12 protein-coding genes are annotated in these 14412 nt (G+C 55.6%); 11 read left to right on the top strand and 1 reads right to left on the bottom strand.

Annotation, left to right across the window (positions count from 1 at the left end; all coding sequences use genetic code 11):
• Window positions 1-14 precede the first annotated feature (14 nt).
• The gene (locus PSES9_RS0103240) at window positions 15-1367 is read right to left on the bottom strand and encodes a TolC family outer membrane protein (RefSeq protein ID WP_083840234.1); all 1353 of its coding nucleotides are present in this window, start codon (window positions 1365-1367) and stop codon (window positions 15-17) included.
• Between the two features lie 879 nt (window positions 1368-2246).
• Between PSES9_RS0103240 and PSES9_RS0103235 the strand changes: the two genes are divergently transcribed.
• The 11 genes from PSES9_RS0103235 (at window position 2247) to PSES9_RS0103185 (ending at window position 14404) form a co-directional block, all read left to right on the top strand.
• Window positions 2247-4472, top strand: a complete 2226-nt coding sequence (locus tag PSES9_RS0103235; protein ID WP_010483933.1) for an NADP-dependent isocitrate dehydrogenase — start codon at window positions 2247-2249, stop codon at window positions 4470-4472.
• An 81-nt stretch (window positions 4473-4553) separates the two neighbouring features.
• Window positions 4554-4994 (top strand): NUDIX hydrolase, encoded by a 441-nt coding sequence (locus tag PSES9_RS0103230; RefSeq protein WP_010483931.1) that lies wholly within the window; start codon window positions 4554-4556, stop codon window positions 4992-4994.
• A gap of 77 nt (window positions 4995-5071) precedes the next feature.
• A complete protein-coding gene (gene mnmA / locus PSES9_RS0103225) occupies window positions 5072-6205 on the top strand; it encodes a tRNA 2-thiouridine(34) synthase MnmA (RefSeq protein WP_010483929.1) in 1134 nt (377 codons plus the stop codon).
• On the top strand, window positions 6202-6876 hold the full coding sequence (gene hflD / locus PSES9_RS0103220; RefSeq protein ID WP_010483927.1) for a high frequency lysogenization protein HflD: 675 nt from the start codon (window positions 6202-6204) through the stop codon (window positions 6874-6876). Before mnmA ends, hflD begins: the two co-directional genes overlap by 4 nt.
• Window positions 6877-7060: 184 nt before the next feature.
• Window positions 7061-8431, top strand: coding sequence for an adenylosuccinate lyase (purB, locus tag PSES9_RS0103215; protein WP_010483925.1), 1371 nt, complete (start codon window positions 7061-7063; stop codon window positions 8429-8431).
• Between the two features lie 77 nt (window positions 8432-8508).
• Window positions 8509-9675 (top strand): ribosomal protein uL16 3-hydroxylase, encoded by a 1167-nt coding sequence (locus tag PSES9_RS0103210; RefSeq protein WP_010483923.1) that lies wholly within the window; start codon window positions 8509-8511, stop codon window positions 9673-9675.
• Complete coding sequence (locus PSES9_RS0103205; RefSeq protein ID WP_010483921.1) at window positions 9668-10093, top strand: GNAT family N-acetyltransferase; 426 nt, start codon at window positions 9668-9670, stop codon at window positions 10091-10093. Before PSES9_RS0103210 ends, PSES9_RS0103205 begins: the two co-directional genes overlap by 8 nt.
• A gap of 62 nt (window positions 10094-10155) precedes the next feature.
• Window positions 10156-10797 carry a DUF7931 domain-containing protein gene (locus PSES9_RS0103200; protein WP_010483919.1) on the top strand — a complete coding sequence of 214 codons (642 nt, stop codon included), beginning with the start codon at window positions 10156-10158 and terminating at the stop codon, window positions 10795-10797.
• Window positions 10794-11603 (top strand): secretin N-terminal domain-containing protein, encoded by an 810-nt coding sequence (locus PSES9_RS0103195; protein ID WP_010483917.1) that lies wholly within the window; start codon window positions 10794-10796, stop codon window positions 11601-11603. The genes PSES9_RS0103200 and PSES9_RS0103195 overlap by 4 nt, the downstream gene beginning before the upstream one ends.
• 499 nt (window positions 11604-12102) lie before the next feature.
• Window positions 12103-13698 (top strand): isocitrate lyase, encoded by a 1596-nt coding sequence (locus PSES9_RS0103190; RefSeq protein WP_010483916.1) that lies wholly within the window; start codon window positions 12103-12105, stop codon window positions 13696-13698.
• Window positions 13699-13990: 292 nt separating this feature from the next.
• The gene (locus PSES9_RS0103185; protein WP_010483914.1) at window positions 13991-14404 is read left to right on the top strand and encodes an NADH-quinone oxidoreductase subunit A; all 414 of its coding nucleotides are present in this window, start codon (window positions 13991-13993) and stop codon (window positions 14402-14404) included.
• Window positions 14405-14412 lie beyond the last annotated feature (8 nt).

Raw genomic sequence — 14412 nt, 5'->3', positions numbered from 1 at the left:
CCATTACACCGGGATTAAATATCTGGAAGCCCCTCCGGTGCTTCAGGCGTGTATATGCCTAGCACATCGATAAGCCGATCAACGGCCGACGCGTAGTCAACCGCGGCATCCCAGCTATCAAACTCAGCGTTGAGCAAGGCCAGGTGTGATTGATATAAATCCTGCTCGACACTAATAAGGTCGTTGACGCTGCGCCGACTAAGCTTGTATTCATCCAAGTAAACACCGCGTGCGCGCTTGGCCATTTCAAACTGGCGGGCACTGACTGCATAGTTGCTACGCGACCCTGTATAATTTGAATGCGCCACCGAGGCATTGCTCATGGCATCAAACTTTGCCTTATTGATGTTCTGTTCAGCCGCAGCTTTGGCACCCTCTGCCTGGGCAATACGCGCGGACACGGCACCGCCGGTATAAAGCGGAACATCAAGATTCAAATAGAGTTGATTATCCCAATAAGGATCGTTTTTATTTTGGTAGCGCGTACGTCCCGCTTCGAGCTTGAGAGTCGGCAAGTACCCTGCTTTGTTTTTTGCAATAACCTTGACAGCCGCTTCGTATTCAGCCATCGCTCTTTTAACAGCAGCAATACCTGAATAATCTATGGCTGCCACCTGCATTATTTGCTCGTTGAGCGCCACTGGCGGAGTGGCATAACTTACAGCTCGAACCCCGGTTAATACTTCGAGTTGTGCAATAGCTGTTTCTCTTTGGGTTGAAAACTGCTCGACCTGGGACTGCATGCTGGCAATTCTGGACTGAGCCTGCAGGTGATCCGAGCTGGAGCTGAGCCCGCTGGAGGAACGGACCCTGGCAATGCGGTCGACAGCCCGCAGCGACTGAACACCTTGTTCAGCAGCACGTTTCAACGCGCCAAAACGCTTGATCAACAAATAGGTTCTGGCCGTTTTTCCTGCCACCTCTCCCATGCTTTGCTGGAGCGCATGGATATAGCCCTGCTTGATACTTCTTTGCTGCAGGATATTGTTATGGGTTTTACCAAAGTCATAAACCAACTGCGTCAACGTAACGCCGTAGGTTTTATCGGTGTAGTTATCATCCTCATTGGGCAGGCGGCCATGGGCACCACCGAATCCGGACTGCAATCCTATTTGTGGCTTCCATGCACTCTCGGCTTCATCGATCAACGCCGGGCCAATGCCAACCTGCGCAACCATACGGGCAATAGTCGGATCATGGGAAAAAGCCTGAATGACACTTTCGCGCAACGTCATGGTTTGCGCATCACCCAGTTCAGGCATGTCATAAGAAAGAGGTTCGGCTGCGACAGCTGTTGATATGAATGATCCACAAGCACCGACTAAAACAGCCCACGCAAAACGATTGAAGTACTGATAATGCCTCATCAACTCGTTACTCCCTGTAGTGAGCTGAGAATTCAACCATCCCTGAAACCAAGCATTTCATTTAAAGTGACGACAATCAGAACCAAACAGCCAGGCCGATATCATCACAAACAGCAACCTCCTATTGCATAAATAAAACCATCATATAAATACGCTACACTCCAAGCACGGAGCCTATATGAACTAAAAGATAGTCAAGCCTTTGCAAGAGTGCACGTAGGAAGCATCCCATGCCTATTATGAAAACTCCGATACATCGCGCATGATATATCGCACCGACTTACAACTTTCTGTCAATGAACACTTGCAATGCATGACTTACCCAACAGAACTTTAGAACTAAAACAGACACTTTATATTTACTGAACTGACCAGCTACCCAGTCAGACGAACTGGAGTTCCAGTGCCGATTATTCAACCTGCCAAGCATGGGCGATTCCCTTGCCCCAAACGCCATTCTCTGCTGGCATGAGGTGGTTCAAGTACCCAGGCGTGGTAACAGTTCGCCTTGACCGCCCTTCGACCATTCGCACCGGCGCCTGGACCGGGACTACAGGCGTCATCATCAAGAGTGCTCGGCAACCGCCCGGGTTCTAGACCTTGGTCTACAGTTTGAAGTTCTTAGTTTGGGTTGCACGGTGCTATAATGCTCAGCCGTGACCTTACAGTCATAGAGAGCGGCGGGTTCGTAACAAGGCCTCCGCCTCTCGAAACGTCAGTCACTATCATCCTAGCGCTGGCGAATAACACTCTACTGGTACAACCAACCTTGCGTGGTAACTACTCGAATTCCGACTAAAGCCAAGCCGTTGAGTGGAAGTGCCTACAGGGCGCACCTCGAGATCATGTCCGCGCCTAGCAAAGAAGAGAGTTTTCTTGATGTCAAACCGCTCGAAGATCATCTATACCTTCACCGACGAAGCTCCAGCTCTCGCTACCTATTCGCTACTTCCTATCGTCAAAGCTTTCGCCGCCTCCGCTGACATTGATGTCGAAACCCGTGATATCTCTCTTGCTGGCCGTATCCTTGCTGCCTTTGCTGATCAGCTCGGCGCCGATCAACAGATCGAAGACGACCTAGCCAAACTGGCAGTGCTGGCCACAGAGCCAGAAGCAAACATCATCAAGCTGCCTAACATCAGCGCTTCGGTACCTCAGCTCAAAGGCGCCATTGCCGAGCTGCAAGCCCAGGGCTTCAATATCCCCAACTACCCGGAAGACGCCCAAACCGAACAAGACAAAGACACCCTGGCCCGTTACAGCAAGGTCCTGGGTAGCGCGGTCAACCCAGTCCTGCGTGAAGGCAACTCCGACCGCCGTGCACCAGCAGCGGTAAAGGCCTATGCCCGCAAGCACCCGCATTCGATGGGTAAATGGAGCATGGCTTCGCAGTCCCACGCCGACTACATGCGCGACGGTGACTTCTTCTCCAGCGAACAATCCTTCACCCAGGACAAGGCTGGCGATGTACGCATTGAGTTCGTCGGCAAAGACGGCAAGGTGCAGTTGAAGAAAGTTGTCAGCCTGCAGGAAGGTGAAATCTTCGACGGCATGCGCATGAGCGCTCGCAAGCTGCGCGACTTCTTCGAGCAAACCCTGCAAGACTGTAAAGAAACCGGCGTTATGTGGTCCCTGCACGTCAAGGCGACCATGATGAAGATCTCCCACCCGATCGTCTTCGGCCACGCCGTTAGCGTTTACTACAAAAAAGCCTTCGAGAAGCACGCCAAGCTGTTCGACGAGCTGGGTGTCAACCCGAACAACGGCCTCAACAGCGTCTACGAGAAAATCAAGTCACTGCCAGCTTCGCTGCAGGAAGAAATTCTCCATGACCTGCACGAGTGCTACAGCGACCGTCCAGAAATGGCCATGGTTGACTCGGTCAAAGGCATTACCAACCTGCATATCCCAAGCGACGTCATCGTCGACGCCTCGATGCCCGCGATGATCCGCAGCTCGGGCCAGATGTGGGGCAAGGACGGCAAGCTCAAAGACACCAAGGCCGTCATGCCTGAAAGCACCTATGCGCGCATCTATCAGGAAATGATCAATTTCTGCAAAACCAACGGCGCATTCGACCCAACCACCATGGGTTCGGTACCAAACGTTGGCCTGATGGCGCAAAAAGCTGAAGAGTACGGTTCCCACGACAAGACCTTCGAAATGGAAGCCGACGGCATCATGCGCGTAGTGCTGGCCGACGGCACTGTCAAGATCGAACACCAGGTTGAAGCCGGCGATATCTGGCGCGCCTGCCAGACCAAAGACGCGCCTATTCGCGACTGGGTCAAGCTGGCGGTTACCCGTGCACGCGCCTCCAACACCCCGGCCATTTTCTGGCTGGACCCAGAGCGTGCGCACGATGAGCAGCTCAAGCTGAAAGTAAATGCCTACCTCAAGGATCATGACACCAGCGGTCTGGAGCTGATGATCCTTGATTACAACCAGGCGATCCGCGTCAGCATGGAACGCATGATCCGCGGCCTCGACACCATCTCGGTCACCGGCAACGTACTGCGCGACTACCTGACCGACCTGTTCCCAATCATGGAGCTGGGTACTTCGGCCAAAATGCTTTCCATCGTTCCCCTGATGGCGGGTGGTGGCATGTACGAAACCGGTGCTGGCGGTTCTGCACCCAAGCACGTGCAACAGTTGGTCGAAGAAAACCACCTGCGCTGGGATTCCCTGGGTGAGTTCCTCGCGCTGGCCGTTTCCCTGGAAGAAACCGGGATCAAGAGCAATAACCAGAAAGCCAAGATTCTTGGCACCACGCTGGATATCGCCACCGGCAAGCTGCTCGACAACGGCAAGTCCCCTTCGCGCCGCACTGGCGAACTGGACAACCGTGGCAGCCACTTCTACCTGGCGCTGTACTGGGCCCAGGCCCTTGCAGCACAGACTGAAGACGCCGAGCTGGCCGCCCATTTTGCACCACTGGCCAAAACCCTGACCGAGCAAGAAGAAACCATCGTTGCCGAACTCAATGAAGTGCAAGGCAAGCCGGTTGATATTGCTGGTTATTACCGCTCGAACCCGGAGCTGACTGCCAAGGTCATGCGTCCGAGTGCAACCCTCAACGCGGCGATCAACCCTTTGATCTAAGCCTGCTGCGGGTTACAAGCAACTCCACAACCCCCGGCCAAGTGCCGGGGGTTGTGTTTTACGACAAACAAGGATCAGAACATGAGCTGGCAACCGCATATCACCGTTGCGACTGTCGTCGAAGACAACGGTCGCTTCCTACTGGTCGAGGAGCACGCCGAAGGCCGCCAGGTATTCAATCAACCTGCAGGTCACCTTGAAGCCAATGAAACCCTTGGCCAGGCGGCGCTGCGCGAAACACTCGAGGAAACTGGCTGGGAAGTCGAACTGACGGCCGTAACCGGCATTTACCTCTATACGGCACCGAGCAATGGCGTGACCTATCAACGCGTATGCTTTGCCGCCAAGCCCATCGCCCATCACACTGAGCTTGCCCTGGATGACGGAATCATTGGCCCACAATGGCTGACTCGCGACGAACTGGCTGCGCAACCCGAACGCTGGCGTAGCGAGTTGGTATTGCGCTGCATTGACGACTACATCGCCGGCGAGCGGTTTCCCCTGAGCCTGCTTCGCGACTGAGTAGAACCTCAACCGTCGCCGCCAGCGGCGCATCCTGCTAGAATCGCGTCCTTTTGAGCTTCATGCCAGATACCGCCATGCAAACGACACCGCTTCACGACCCAGCCACAACCCGCGTAATCGTCGGCATGTCCGGCGGCGTCGACTCGTCTGTGTCCGCCCTGCTCCTGCTTGAACAGGGTTACCAGGTCGAAGGCTTGTTCATGAAGAACTGGGACGAAGACGATGGCACTGAATATTGCACGGCCATGGATGACCTGGCCGACGCCCAAGCTGTTTGCGACAAGATAGGCATCAAGCTGCACACTGCCAACTTTGCCGCCGAATACTGGGACAATGTATTCGAGCACTTTCTGGCTGAATACAAAGCCGGTCGCACCCCCAACCCGGATATCCTGTGTAATCGCGAGATCAAGTTCAAAGCCTTTCTCGATTACGCCCTGATGCTCGGCGCCGACCTTATTGCCACGGGCCACTACGTGCGCCGCCGCGACATTGATGGCCGTACAGAGCTGCTCAAGGGCCTTGACCCGAACAAGGATCAGAGCTACTTCCTGCACGCTGTCGGTGGCGAGCAAATCGCCAAGACCCTGTTCCCGGTGGGCGAACTTGAAAAACCACAGGTTCGTGAAATTGCCGAAAAATACCAGCTTGCCACGGCCAAGAAGAAAGACTCGACCGGCATCTGCTTTATCGGCGAGCGGCGCTTCAGCGACTTCCTCAAGCAGTACCTACCCGCGCAGCCGGGAGATATCGAAACCACCGAAGGCGAAGTCATCGGCCGTCACCACGGCCTTATGTACCACACCATTGGCCAGCGCCAAGGCCTGGGCATTGGCGGCCTGAAGGACGCCAGCGACGAGCCTTGGTATGTGCTGCAAAAAGACCTGGAGCGCAATGTGCTGATGGTTGGCCAGGGCAATGATCATCCATGGTTATTTTCCAGCGCCCTGCTCGCCTCTGACATTTACTGGGTCAACCCGGTCGACCTGAGCCAACCCCTTGAGCTGACCGCCAAGGTTCGCTATCGCCAGGGCGACCAGCACTGCACACTGGAAAAAACCGCCAGCGGCTACCGGGCAACCTTCGCCATGCCGCAACGCGCTGTCACCCCAGGCCAATCCGTGGTGTTTTATGACGGTGAAATCTGCCTCGGTGGTGGCGTCATCGAAGTCGCAGAACCCTGGAGCAGCAAGGATATGCGTCGATGAACCAGACTCAAGAGCAACTTGTCGCCCTTGGCGCTGTATTTGAAGCAGCCGTGCAGGTCGACAAACTCGCCCGTACAGGCCAGTGCAGCGAAGCGGTCACAGCCTGCCTGATCGGCAGCCTGCTGGTGCGCAACCCGGACAGCAAAGCGGCCCCAGCCTGCCTGATCGGCAGCCTGCTGGTGCGCAACCCGGACTCGACCCTTGAAGTCTACGGCGGTGATGATCTCAACCTGCGCGACGGCTATCGTGCATTGATCAGCTCTCTGGAGCGCGACCCTGCCAGCCTGCAGCGCGAGCCACTGCGCTATGCACTGGCCCTGCTTAACCTCGAGCGCCAGTTTGCCAAGCGCGACGACCTGCTGCAGATCATGGGCAGCCGCCTCGACCAGATCCAGCAAAAAGTCGAGCACTTTGGCATCACCCACCAGAACGTCATAGCCAATTGCGGGTCGCTCTATCAAGACACCATCAGCACCTTCCGTCAGCGCATCCAGGTGCAAGGCGATATGCGTCACCTGCAGCAAAGTGACAATGCGGCCAAAATCCGCGCCCTGCTGCTGACCGGTATTCGCTCAGCACGGCTTTGGCGTCAGCTGGGCGGTCACCGCTGGCAATTGGTTTTTGGTCGGAAAAAATTGCTCACCGAGTTATATGCCATGTTGCGCGGGTGAGATATCCGCCGCAGCCTGTTGATTTAAATACGATTCAGTAATTTCGCAGCAATTGCCTGCAACCATGTGCATGGATTACGAAGACAGCTACCGCTGAACGGCCATCACCGAATGCGGAAACTCGCTTGTTTTCATGTATGATATGCGCCCTTTTCAATGCCCGACTGTCCGAGAACGCCTTCTTATGCAGCTTTCCTCGCTCACCGCGGTTTCCCCCGTTGATGGCCGCTATGCCGGCAAAACCAGCGCTCTGCGCCCTATTTTCAGCGAATATGGCCTGATCCGCTTCCGTGTAATGGTTGAAGTACGCTGGCTCCAGCGCCTCGCCGCCCATCCAGGCGTGCCTGAAGTGGCGCCATTTTCAGCCCAGGCCCAGGCTGTGCTCAACGAACTGGCAGAAAACTTTGCCGAAGAGCACGCCCAACGGGTCAAAGAGATCGAACGCACCACCAACCACGACGTCAAAGCCGTCGAGTACCTGCTCAAAGAGCAAGCTGCAAAGCTGCCCGAGCTGGACAAGGTCAGTGAGTTCATCCACTTCGCCTGCACCTCGGAAGACATCAACAACCTTTCGCATGCATTAATGCTGCGTGAAGGTCGCGACACTGTATTGCTGCCGCTGATGCGCCAGATTGCCGGTGCCATCCGCGAGCTGGCGATCCGCTTTGCTGACGTGCCGATGCTCTCGCGCACTCACGGCCAACCGGCATCGCCAACAACCCTGGGTAAAGAACTGGCCAATGTGGTTTACCGCCTCGAGCGCCAGATCACCCAGGTTGCAGCAGTACCGCTGCTGGGCAAGATCAATGGCGCCGTGGGCAACTACAATGCTCACCTGTCGGCCTACGCCGATATTGACTGGGAAGCCAACGCCCGTGAGTTTATCGAAGGCGACCTGGGCCTGCAGTGGAACCCCTACACCACGCAGATCGAGCCGCATGACTACATCGCAGAACTGTTTGACGCGACCGCCCGCTTCAACACCATTCTGATCGACTTCGACCGCGACATCTGGGGCTACATCTCGCTTGGTTACTTCAAGCAGAAGACCATCGCAGGCGAAATCGGCTCCTCGACCATGCCGCACAAGGTCAACCCGATCGACTTTGAAAACTCGGAAGGCAACCTTGGCATCGCTAACGCCCTGCTCCAGCACTTGGCTAGCAAGCTGCCAATCTCGCGCTGGCAGCGCGACCTGACTGACTCCACCGTACTGCGCAACCTCGGTGTTGGCTTTGCTCACAGCGTTATTGCCTATGAAGCCAGCCTCAAGGGCATCAGCAAGCTGGAGCTCAACACCCAGCGCATTGCTGCCGATCTGGACGCATGCTGGGAAGTATTGGCTGAGCCAATCCAGACCGTGATGCGCCGCTACGCCATCGAAAACCCATACGAAAAGCTCAAGGAGCTGACGCGTGGCAAGGGCATCACCCCTGAAGCCCTGATGGACTTCATCGACGGCCTGGACATGCCAACCGAAGCCAAGGCCGAGCTCAAGCAGCTCACCCCGGCCAGCTACATTGGCAACGCGGTCGCCCAGGCCAAGCGCATCTAAGCAACCCAGCCGTTTAAACGCCCGGCAGTGCCGGGCGTTTTTATTTAAGGCTAAACATTAATTTCAAAGGCTTAGCGATGAATCCTGATAATCCACTGCAATTGCTGGGCGGCTTGACTCCTCGCGAATTCCTGCGCGACTACTGGCAAAAGAAACCCTTGCTGGTGCGCCAGGCAATCCCGGACTTTGAAAGCCCGATCTCGCCAGACGAACTTGCTGGCCTGGCCCTCGAAGAAGAAGTCGAGTCGCGCCTGGTCATCGAGCATGGCGAGCGCCCCTGGGAACTGCGCCGTGGCCCATTTGCGGAAGATGGCTTCAGTCAATTGCCGGAAAAGGACTGGACCCTGCTGGTCCAGGCCGTTGACCAGTTCGTCCCGGAAGTCGCTGAACTGATGGAAGGCTTCAAGTTCTTGCCAAAATGGCGCATCGACGACGTCATGGTCAGCTTTGCTGCACCCGGCGGCGGTGTCGGCCCGCACTTTGACAACTACGACGTTTTCTTGCTCCAGGGTTATGGCAAGCGCCGCTGGCAGGTTGGCCAGATGTGCGATTCCAGCAGCCCGTTACTCGAACACTCGGATCTAAAGATCCTTGCTGAATTTGCACACACTGAAGAATGGGTTCTCGAGCCTGGCGACATGCTGTACCTGCCGCCGCTCCTGGCTCACTGTGGTACCGCTGAGGATGATTGTATGACGTATTCCGTAGGCTTCCGCGCGCCTAGCGCCGCCGAAGTACTCACCCATTTCACTGACTTTTTAAGCCAGTTCCTGCCAGAGGAAGAACGCTACAGCGACGCTGATGCGCAACCCACCAGCGACCCCCATCAGATTCAGCACGACTCGCTAGACCGCCTCAAGGCGCTACTCAACCAGCACATGGGCGATGAGCGCCTGCTGATGACCTGGTTTGGACAATTCATGACCGAGCCACGCTATCCGGAGCTGGTCAATGGAATCGAAATCGACGAAGAGCAGTTCCTTGACCATATAGAAGCTGGCGCCATTATCGTACGCAATCCAAGCGCGCGCATGGCCTGGTCCGAAGTGGGCGACGGCCTGGTGCTCTTTGCCAGTGGTCACAGCCGCATGCTACCGGCCAACCTGCGCGAAATGCTCAAGTTGATCTGCTCCGCCGATGCCCTGCACATCGAAAACCTGGGCCAATGGCTGGCGGATGATGAAGGTCGCCTTCTGGTTCTAGAACTGATCAAGCAAGGCAGCCTGGAGTTTGCAGATGAATAAAATCAGCGTCCGGCTGGCCGACTGGAGCAAGGACAATGCCGATATCCGGCGTATTCGTGAAGCCGTGTTTATTGCCGAACAGTCCGTTGCGCCGGAACTTGAGTGGGACTCCGAAGACGCCCAGGCCTCGCACTTTCTGGCCTGCGAAGGTGATTATCCAGTTGGCACCGCTCGCCTGCTGGACGACGGCCATATTGGCCGAGTCTCGGTACTCAAGGATTGGCGCGGCCTGAAAGTCGGCGATGCACTGATGGAAGCAGCAATCGCCGAGGCCGAAAAACGTGGACTGCGCCGCCAAATGCTCAGCGCCCAGGTGCATGCCAGCGCGTTTTATGAAAGGCTAGGCTTTAATATTATCAGCGAGGAATACCTTGAAGCCGGTATTCCTCATGTCGATATGGTGCGCAACAGCGACTAAGAGACCGACCAGCACAGCGGTTAGTCTTCCAGCCGCTGTCCAAACAGGTTTTCGAGGTCAAGATGGTCAATGAATCAGCCCCGAGCGACGCCCTCGACGAACAGCAAGCCGATGAGCTTCCTGTTATCGAGTTTGAATCGCCGGGGCTTTTTTCCGTGCACAATCCAGAGCCTCTAGTTGCCGCCAGCCAAAACCCCGAGCCTGCACCCTTCCGGCTCGGTGAACATGATCAGCTTGAGCGTTTCGGCAACCAGGATCAGGCTCGCGCCCATGCACTTGCCCTGCTGCAGCAAGCCAGACGCAGCCTGTGCATTTATAGCCAGGATCTCGAACCATGGCTTTATCATCACAGCAGCGTGCAGCAAGCCTGCACCGACTTCCTGCTGGCCAACCCCAGAAATCGCCTGCGGATCCTGGTCAAAGACCTGAGCTTTGCCATCAGAGACGGTAACCGGCTTATTAGCCTGTCTCGACGTTTATCAAGTAACTTATTGATTCGTAAACTAAACCCTGATTATCCAATCGAAGATATCGGCTACCTTCTGGCTGACGACCGTGGCTTGCTGTTGCGACCCGAAGCTGATCAGTTTTCCGGTTATGCAAGCTATCAAGATGCGGGCCGGGTTCGACTGCGCCAAGCGCACTTCAACCAAGCCTGGGAGACCAGCATTACCGATCCTGACCTGCGGAGCTTTTTGTTATGACTGCGCGCCCCCTGCTGTTGGCCGCCCTGCTCTGCATTAGCCAAACGCTAATGGCAGAGACCCAAGTGATTGACCTGAACTTCCGCACGGCCGATGAAATACTGCCGGTCATTCAATCGACCTTGGGCAGTGAAGGCAAGGTCACGCCCTACGGCAACAAGCTAATCATCAACAGTTCAACCGAGAAAATTGCCGAAGTCCGCAGCCTGCTTGAGCAGCTCGATACCAAGCCACGCCGCCTGTTGATCAGCGTCGACACCAGCGACTCAAATGTACAAAGCGACCGCGGCTACAGCACCAATGGCACTATTAGCGCGGGTAATGGCGAGGTGGTAGTCGGCCGTGGCGAGATCAATGGTCGCGACCAGGTGCGGATCATCAATCGCAGCACCAATAGTCGTGGCGGCGGCGTGCAACAGGTGCAAACCAATGAAGGCTATCCCGCACTTATACAGGTCGGCCAGAGCGTGCCACTGACCTCAACCGGCACCGGCCCTTACGGCCAGGTGTACAGCAACACCGAATACCGCAATGTCACGCGCGGCTTCTACGTTACCGCCAGCCTGACTGGCGACCAGGTGCATATCTCCCTTAGCAGCAATCGTGATCGAGTCAACCAAAGCCGCCCCGATGTGATTGACCTGCAAAACACTGACACACGGGTCAGCGGACCTGTCGGCCAATGGATTACCGTCGGCGGTGTCAACGAACAAAACCAGAGCCAAGACAGTGATTTCCTGCAACGGCGCTCGACCCAAGGCAGGGAAGATATGACCCTGCGCGTCAAGGTCGATGTAGTCGATTAATGCCTGACCGGTACTGACTTGCCGGTCATCCAGATAATTATGTAGTAGTGATGAAAAACCACTACAAAACGTTTGACGAACGCCTGGCAGCGATGCATTATGGCCTCGCTCCCGCTAATCAGGGGCTCTGGAAAGAGCTTCCGGGTTGACTTCAGGCTTACCGCCCGAACAACCCGTGTTGTAAAAGCCCACAAGGCAGATCGACGAGATTGCGACTGGAACGAAGTTGTCCTGAGGGACGGGGAAGCGCTTTCAACCGGCATGACCGTAACAGACACTGCATCGCCTGAGACATCCACGAGTCGAACGGCGAAAAATGACCCGCTCATGAGCAGATACTGGCGTCATATCACTGGTCGACATCCCCACCTCTGATCCAACTCCGTATTTAGTCACTTTCTCTTTATCTGTTGTGAGCCCCCGCTGCTGGCATCTGTCTACTACAGTTGCCGAGCGGGAAAGCGGTGCTCAACCAAACACATACTTTGAAGGATTGACCATGTCAGCTTATCAAAACGACATCAAAGCCGTTGCGGCCCTTAAAGAAGCCGCCGGCAACAGCTGGAGCGCTATCAACCCTGAGTCCGTTGCTCGCATGCGCGCTCAGAACCGCTTCAAAACCGGTCTTGATATCGCCAAGTACACTGCCGCCATCATGCGCAAAGACATGGCCGAGTACGATGCTGACAGCTCGGTCTACACCCAGTCGCTGGGTTGCTGGCATGGTTTTATCGGTCAGCAGAAGCTGATTTCGATCAAAAAGCACCTCAAAACCACCAACAAGCGCTACCTCTACCTGTCGGGCTGGATGGTTGCTGCACTGCGTTCCGACTTCGGCCCACTGCCCGACCAGTCGATGCACGAAAAAACCGCAGTATCCGGCCTGATCGAAGAGCTGTACACCTTCCTGCGTCAAGCCGACGCCCGTGAGCTTGACCTGCTGTTCACCGACCTGGATAACGCTCGCGAAGCTGGCGACAAGGCCAAGGCCGCTGAAATCCAGGACAAGATCGACAACTACGAAACCCACGTAGTACCAATCATTGCCGACATCGATGCAGGCTTCGGCAACCCTGAAGCCACCTACCTGCTGGCCAAGCGCATGATCGAAGCAGGCGCGTGCTGCATCCAGATCGAAAACCAGGTTTCCGATGAGAAGCAGTGCGGCCACCAAGACGGCAAGGTAACTGTTCCGCACGAAGACTTCCTGGCCAAGATCAACGCTGTTCGCTACGCCTTCCTTGAGCTGGGTATTGACGACGGTGTAATCGTTGCCCGTACCGACTCCCTGGGTGCAGGCCTGACCAAGCAGATCGCAGTGACCAAGACTCCGGGCGACCTGGGCGACCAGTACAACTCGTTCCTGGATTGCGAAGAAGTTTCGGCTGCCGACCTGGGCAATGGCGACGTTGTGATCAACCGCGGCGGCAAACTGCTGCGTCCTAAGCGCCTGCCAAGCAACCTGTTCCAGTTCCGCAAGGGCACAGGCGAAGATCGCTGCGTACTGGACTGCATCACATCACTGCAGAACGGCGCCGACATGCTCTGGATCGAAACCGAGAAGCCACACGTTGGCCAGATCGCAGCCATGGTCAACCGCATCCGCGACGTGATCCCGAACGCCAAGCTGGTTTACAACAACAGCCCATCGTTCAACTGGACACTGAACTTCCGTCAGCAAGTGTTCGATGCATTCGTCGAGCAAGGCAAGGACGTGTCTGCATACGACCGCGCCAAGCTGATGAGCATCGAGTACGACAACACTGAGCTGGCTCAGGTTGCTGACGAGAAGATCCGCACCTTCCAGCGTGATGGTTCAGCTCAGGCCGGTATCTTCCACCACCTGATCACCCTGCCGACTTACCACACGGCTGCACTGTCTACCGACAACCTGGCAAAAGGCTACTTCGCAGACCAGGGCATGCTGGCCTACGTTAAAGGCGTCCAGCGTGAAGAGCTGCGCCAAGGCATCGCCTGCGTCAAGCACCAGAACATGGCTGGCTCCGACATCGGTGACAACCATAAAGAGTACTTCGCTGGCGAAGCAGCTCTGAAGGCTGGCGGTAAAGACAACACCATGAACCAGTTCAGCTAAGTCGAACCAGTTCAATCCACGGCTGTTAATGCGTGATAAAGCCCGGCACAACTGCCGGGCTTTTTTATTGGGCAGGCAAAAAGAGCCATAAAAAGCTGATCAAATGGTCAGCTTATTTGAATCCGTGCAGAGTTCGACTTAATATGGCGCGTATAAATAAACCTGCGCTGTTTGTTTTGGATACAATTTGGCGCAAATAGTCATACTTGCCTAGTATTGAATTGGCCGATGTGGCAAGATTCACCCCGAATAAAAATGTAACTAAAGTCTTCGGTTACGAGGTACGAATAGCATGTCAGACCCAGTCTCCAATTTTTCCCAAAACTGGGCGTTTGCTGTATTCATCCTCGGCGTTTTCGCCCTTATCGCCTTTATGCTCGGTCTATCCAGCTTGCTCGGCAGCAAAGCCTGGGGACGCAGTAAAAACGAACCTTTCGAATCGGGTATGCTGCCAACCGGCACCGCACGCCTGCGCCTCTCGGCAAAGTTTTATTTGGTCGCGATGCTCTTCGTGATCTTCGACGTTGAAGCCCTCTATCTTTTTGCTTGGTCAGTCTCCGTACGCGAAAGCGGTTGGGCGGGACTCATCGAAGCTACAGTCTTTATAGCAATTCTGTTGGCAGGTCTTGTCTACCTATGGCGAATCGGTGCGCTCGATTGGGCACCGCAGAGCCGTCGCGATCGACAGGCGAAGCTAAAACAATGAGGCTTTGG

This window comes from Pseudomonas sp. S9, assembly GCF_000222125.1.
GTDB lineage: Bacteria > Pseudomonadota > Gammaproteobacteria > Pseudomonadales > Pseudomonadaceae > Aquipseudomonas > Aquipseudomonas segetis.
The sequence above is the reverse complement of the archived record's forward strand: the minus strand, read 5'-3'. Positions and strand labels throughout refer to the sequence as shown.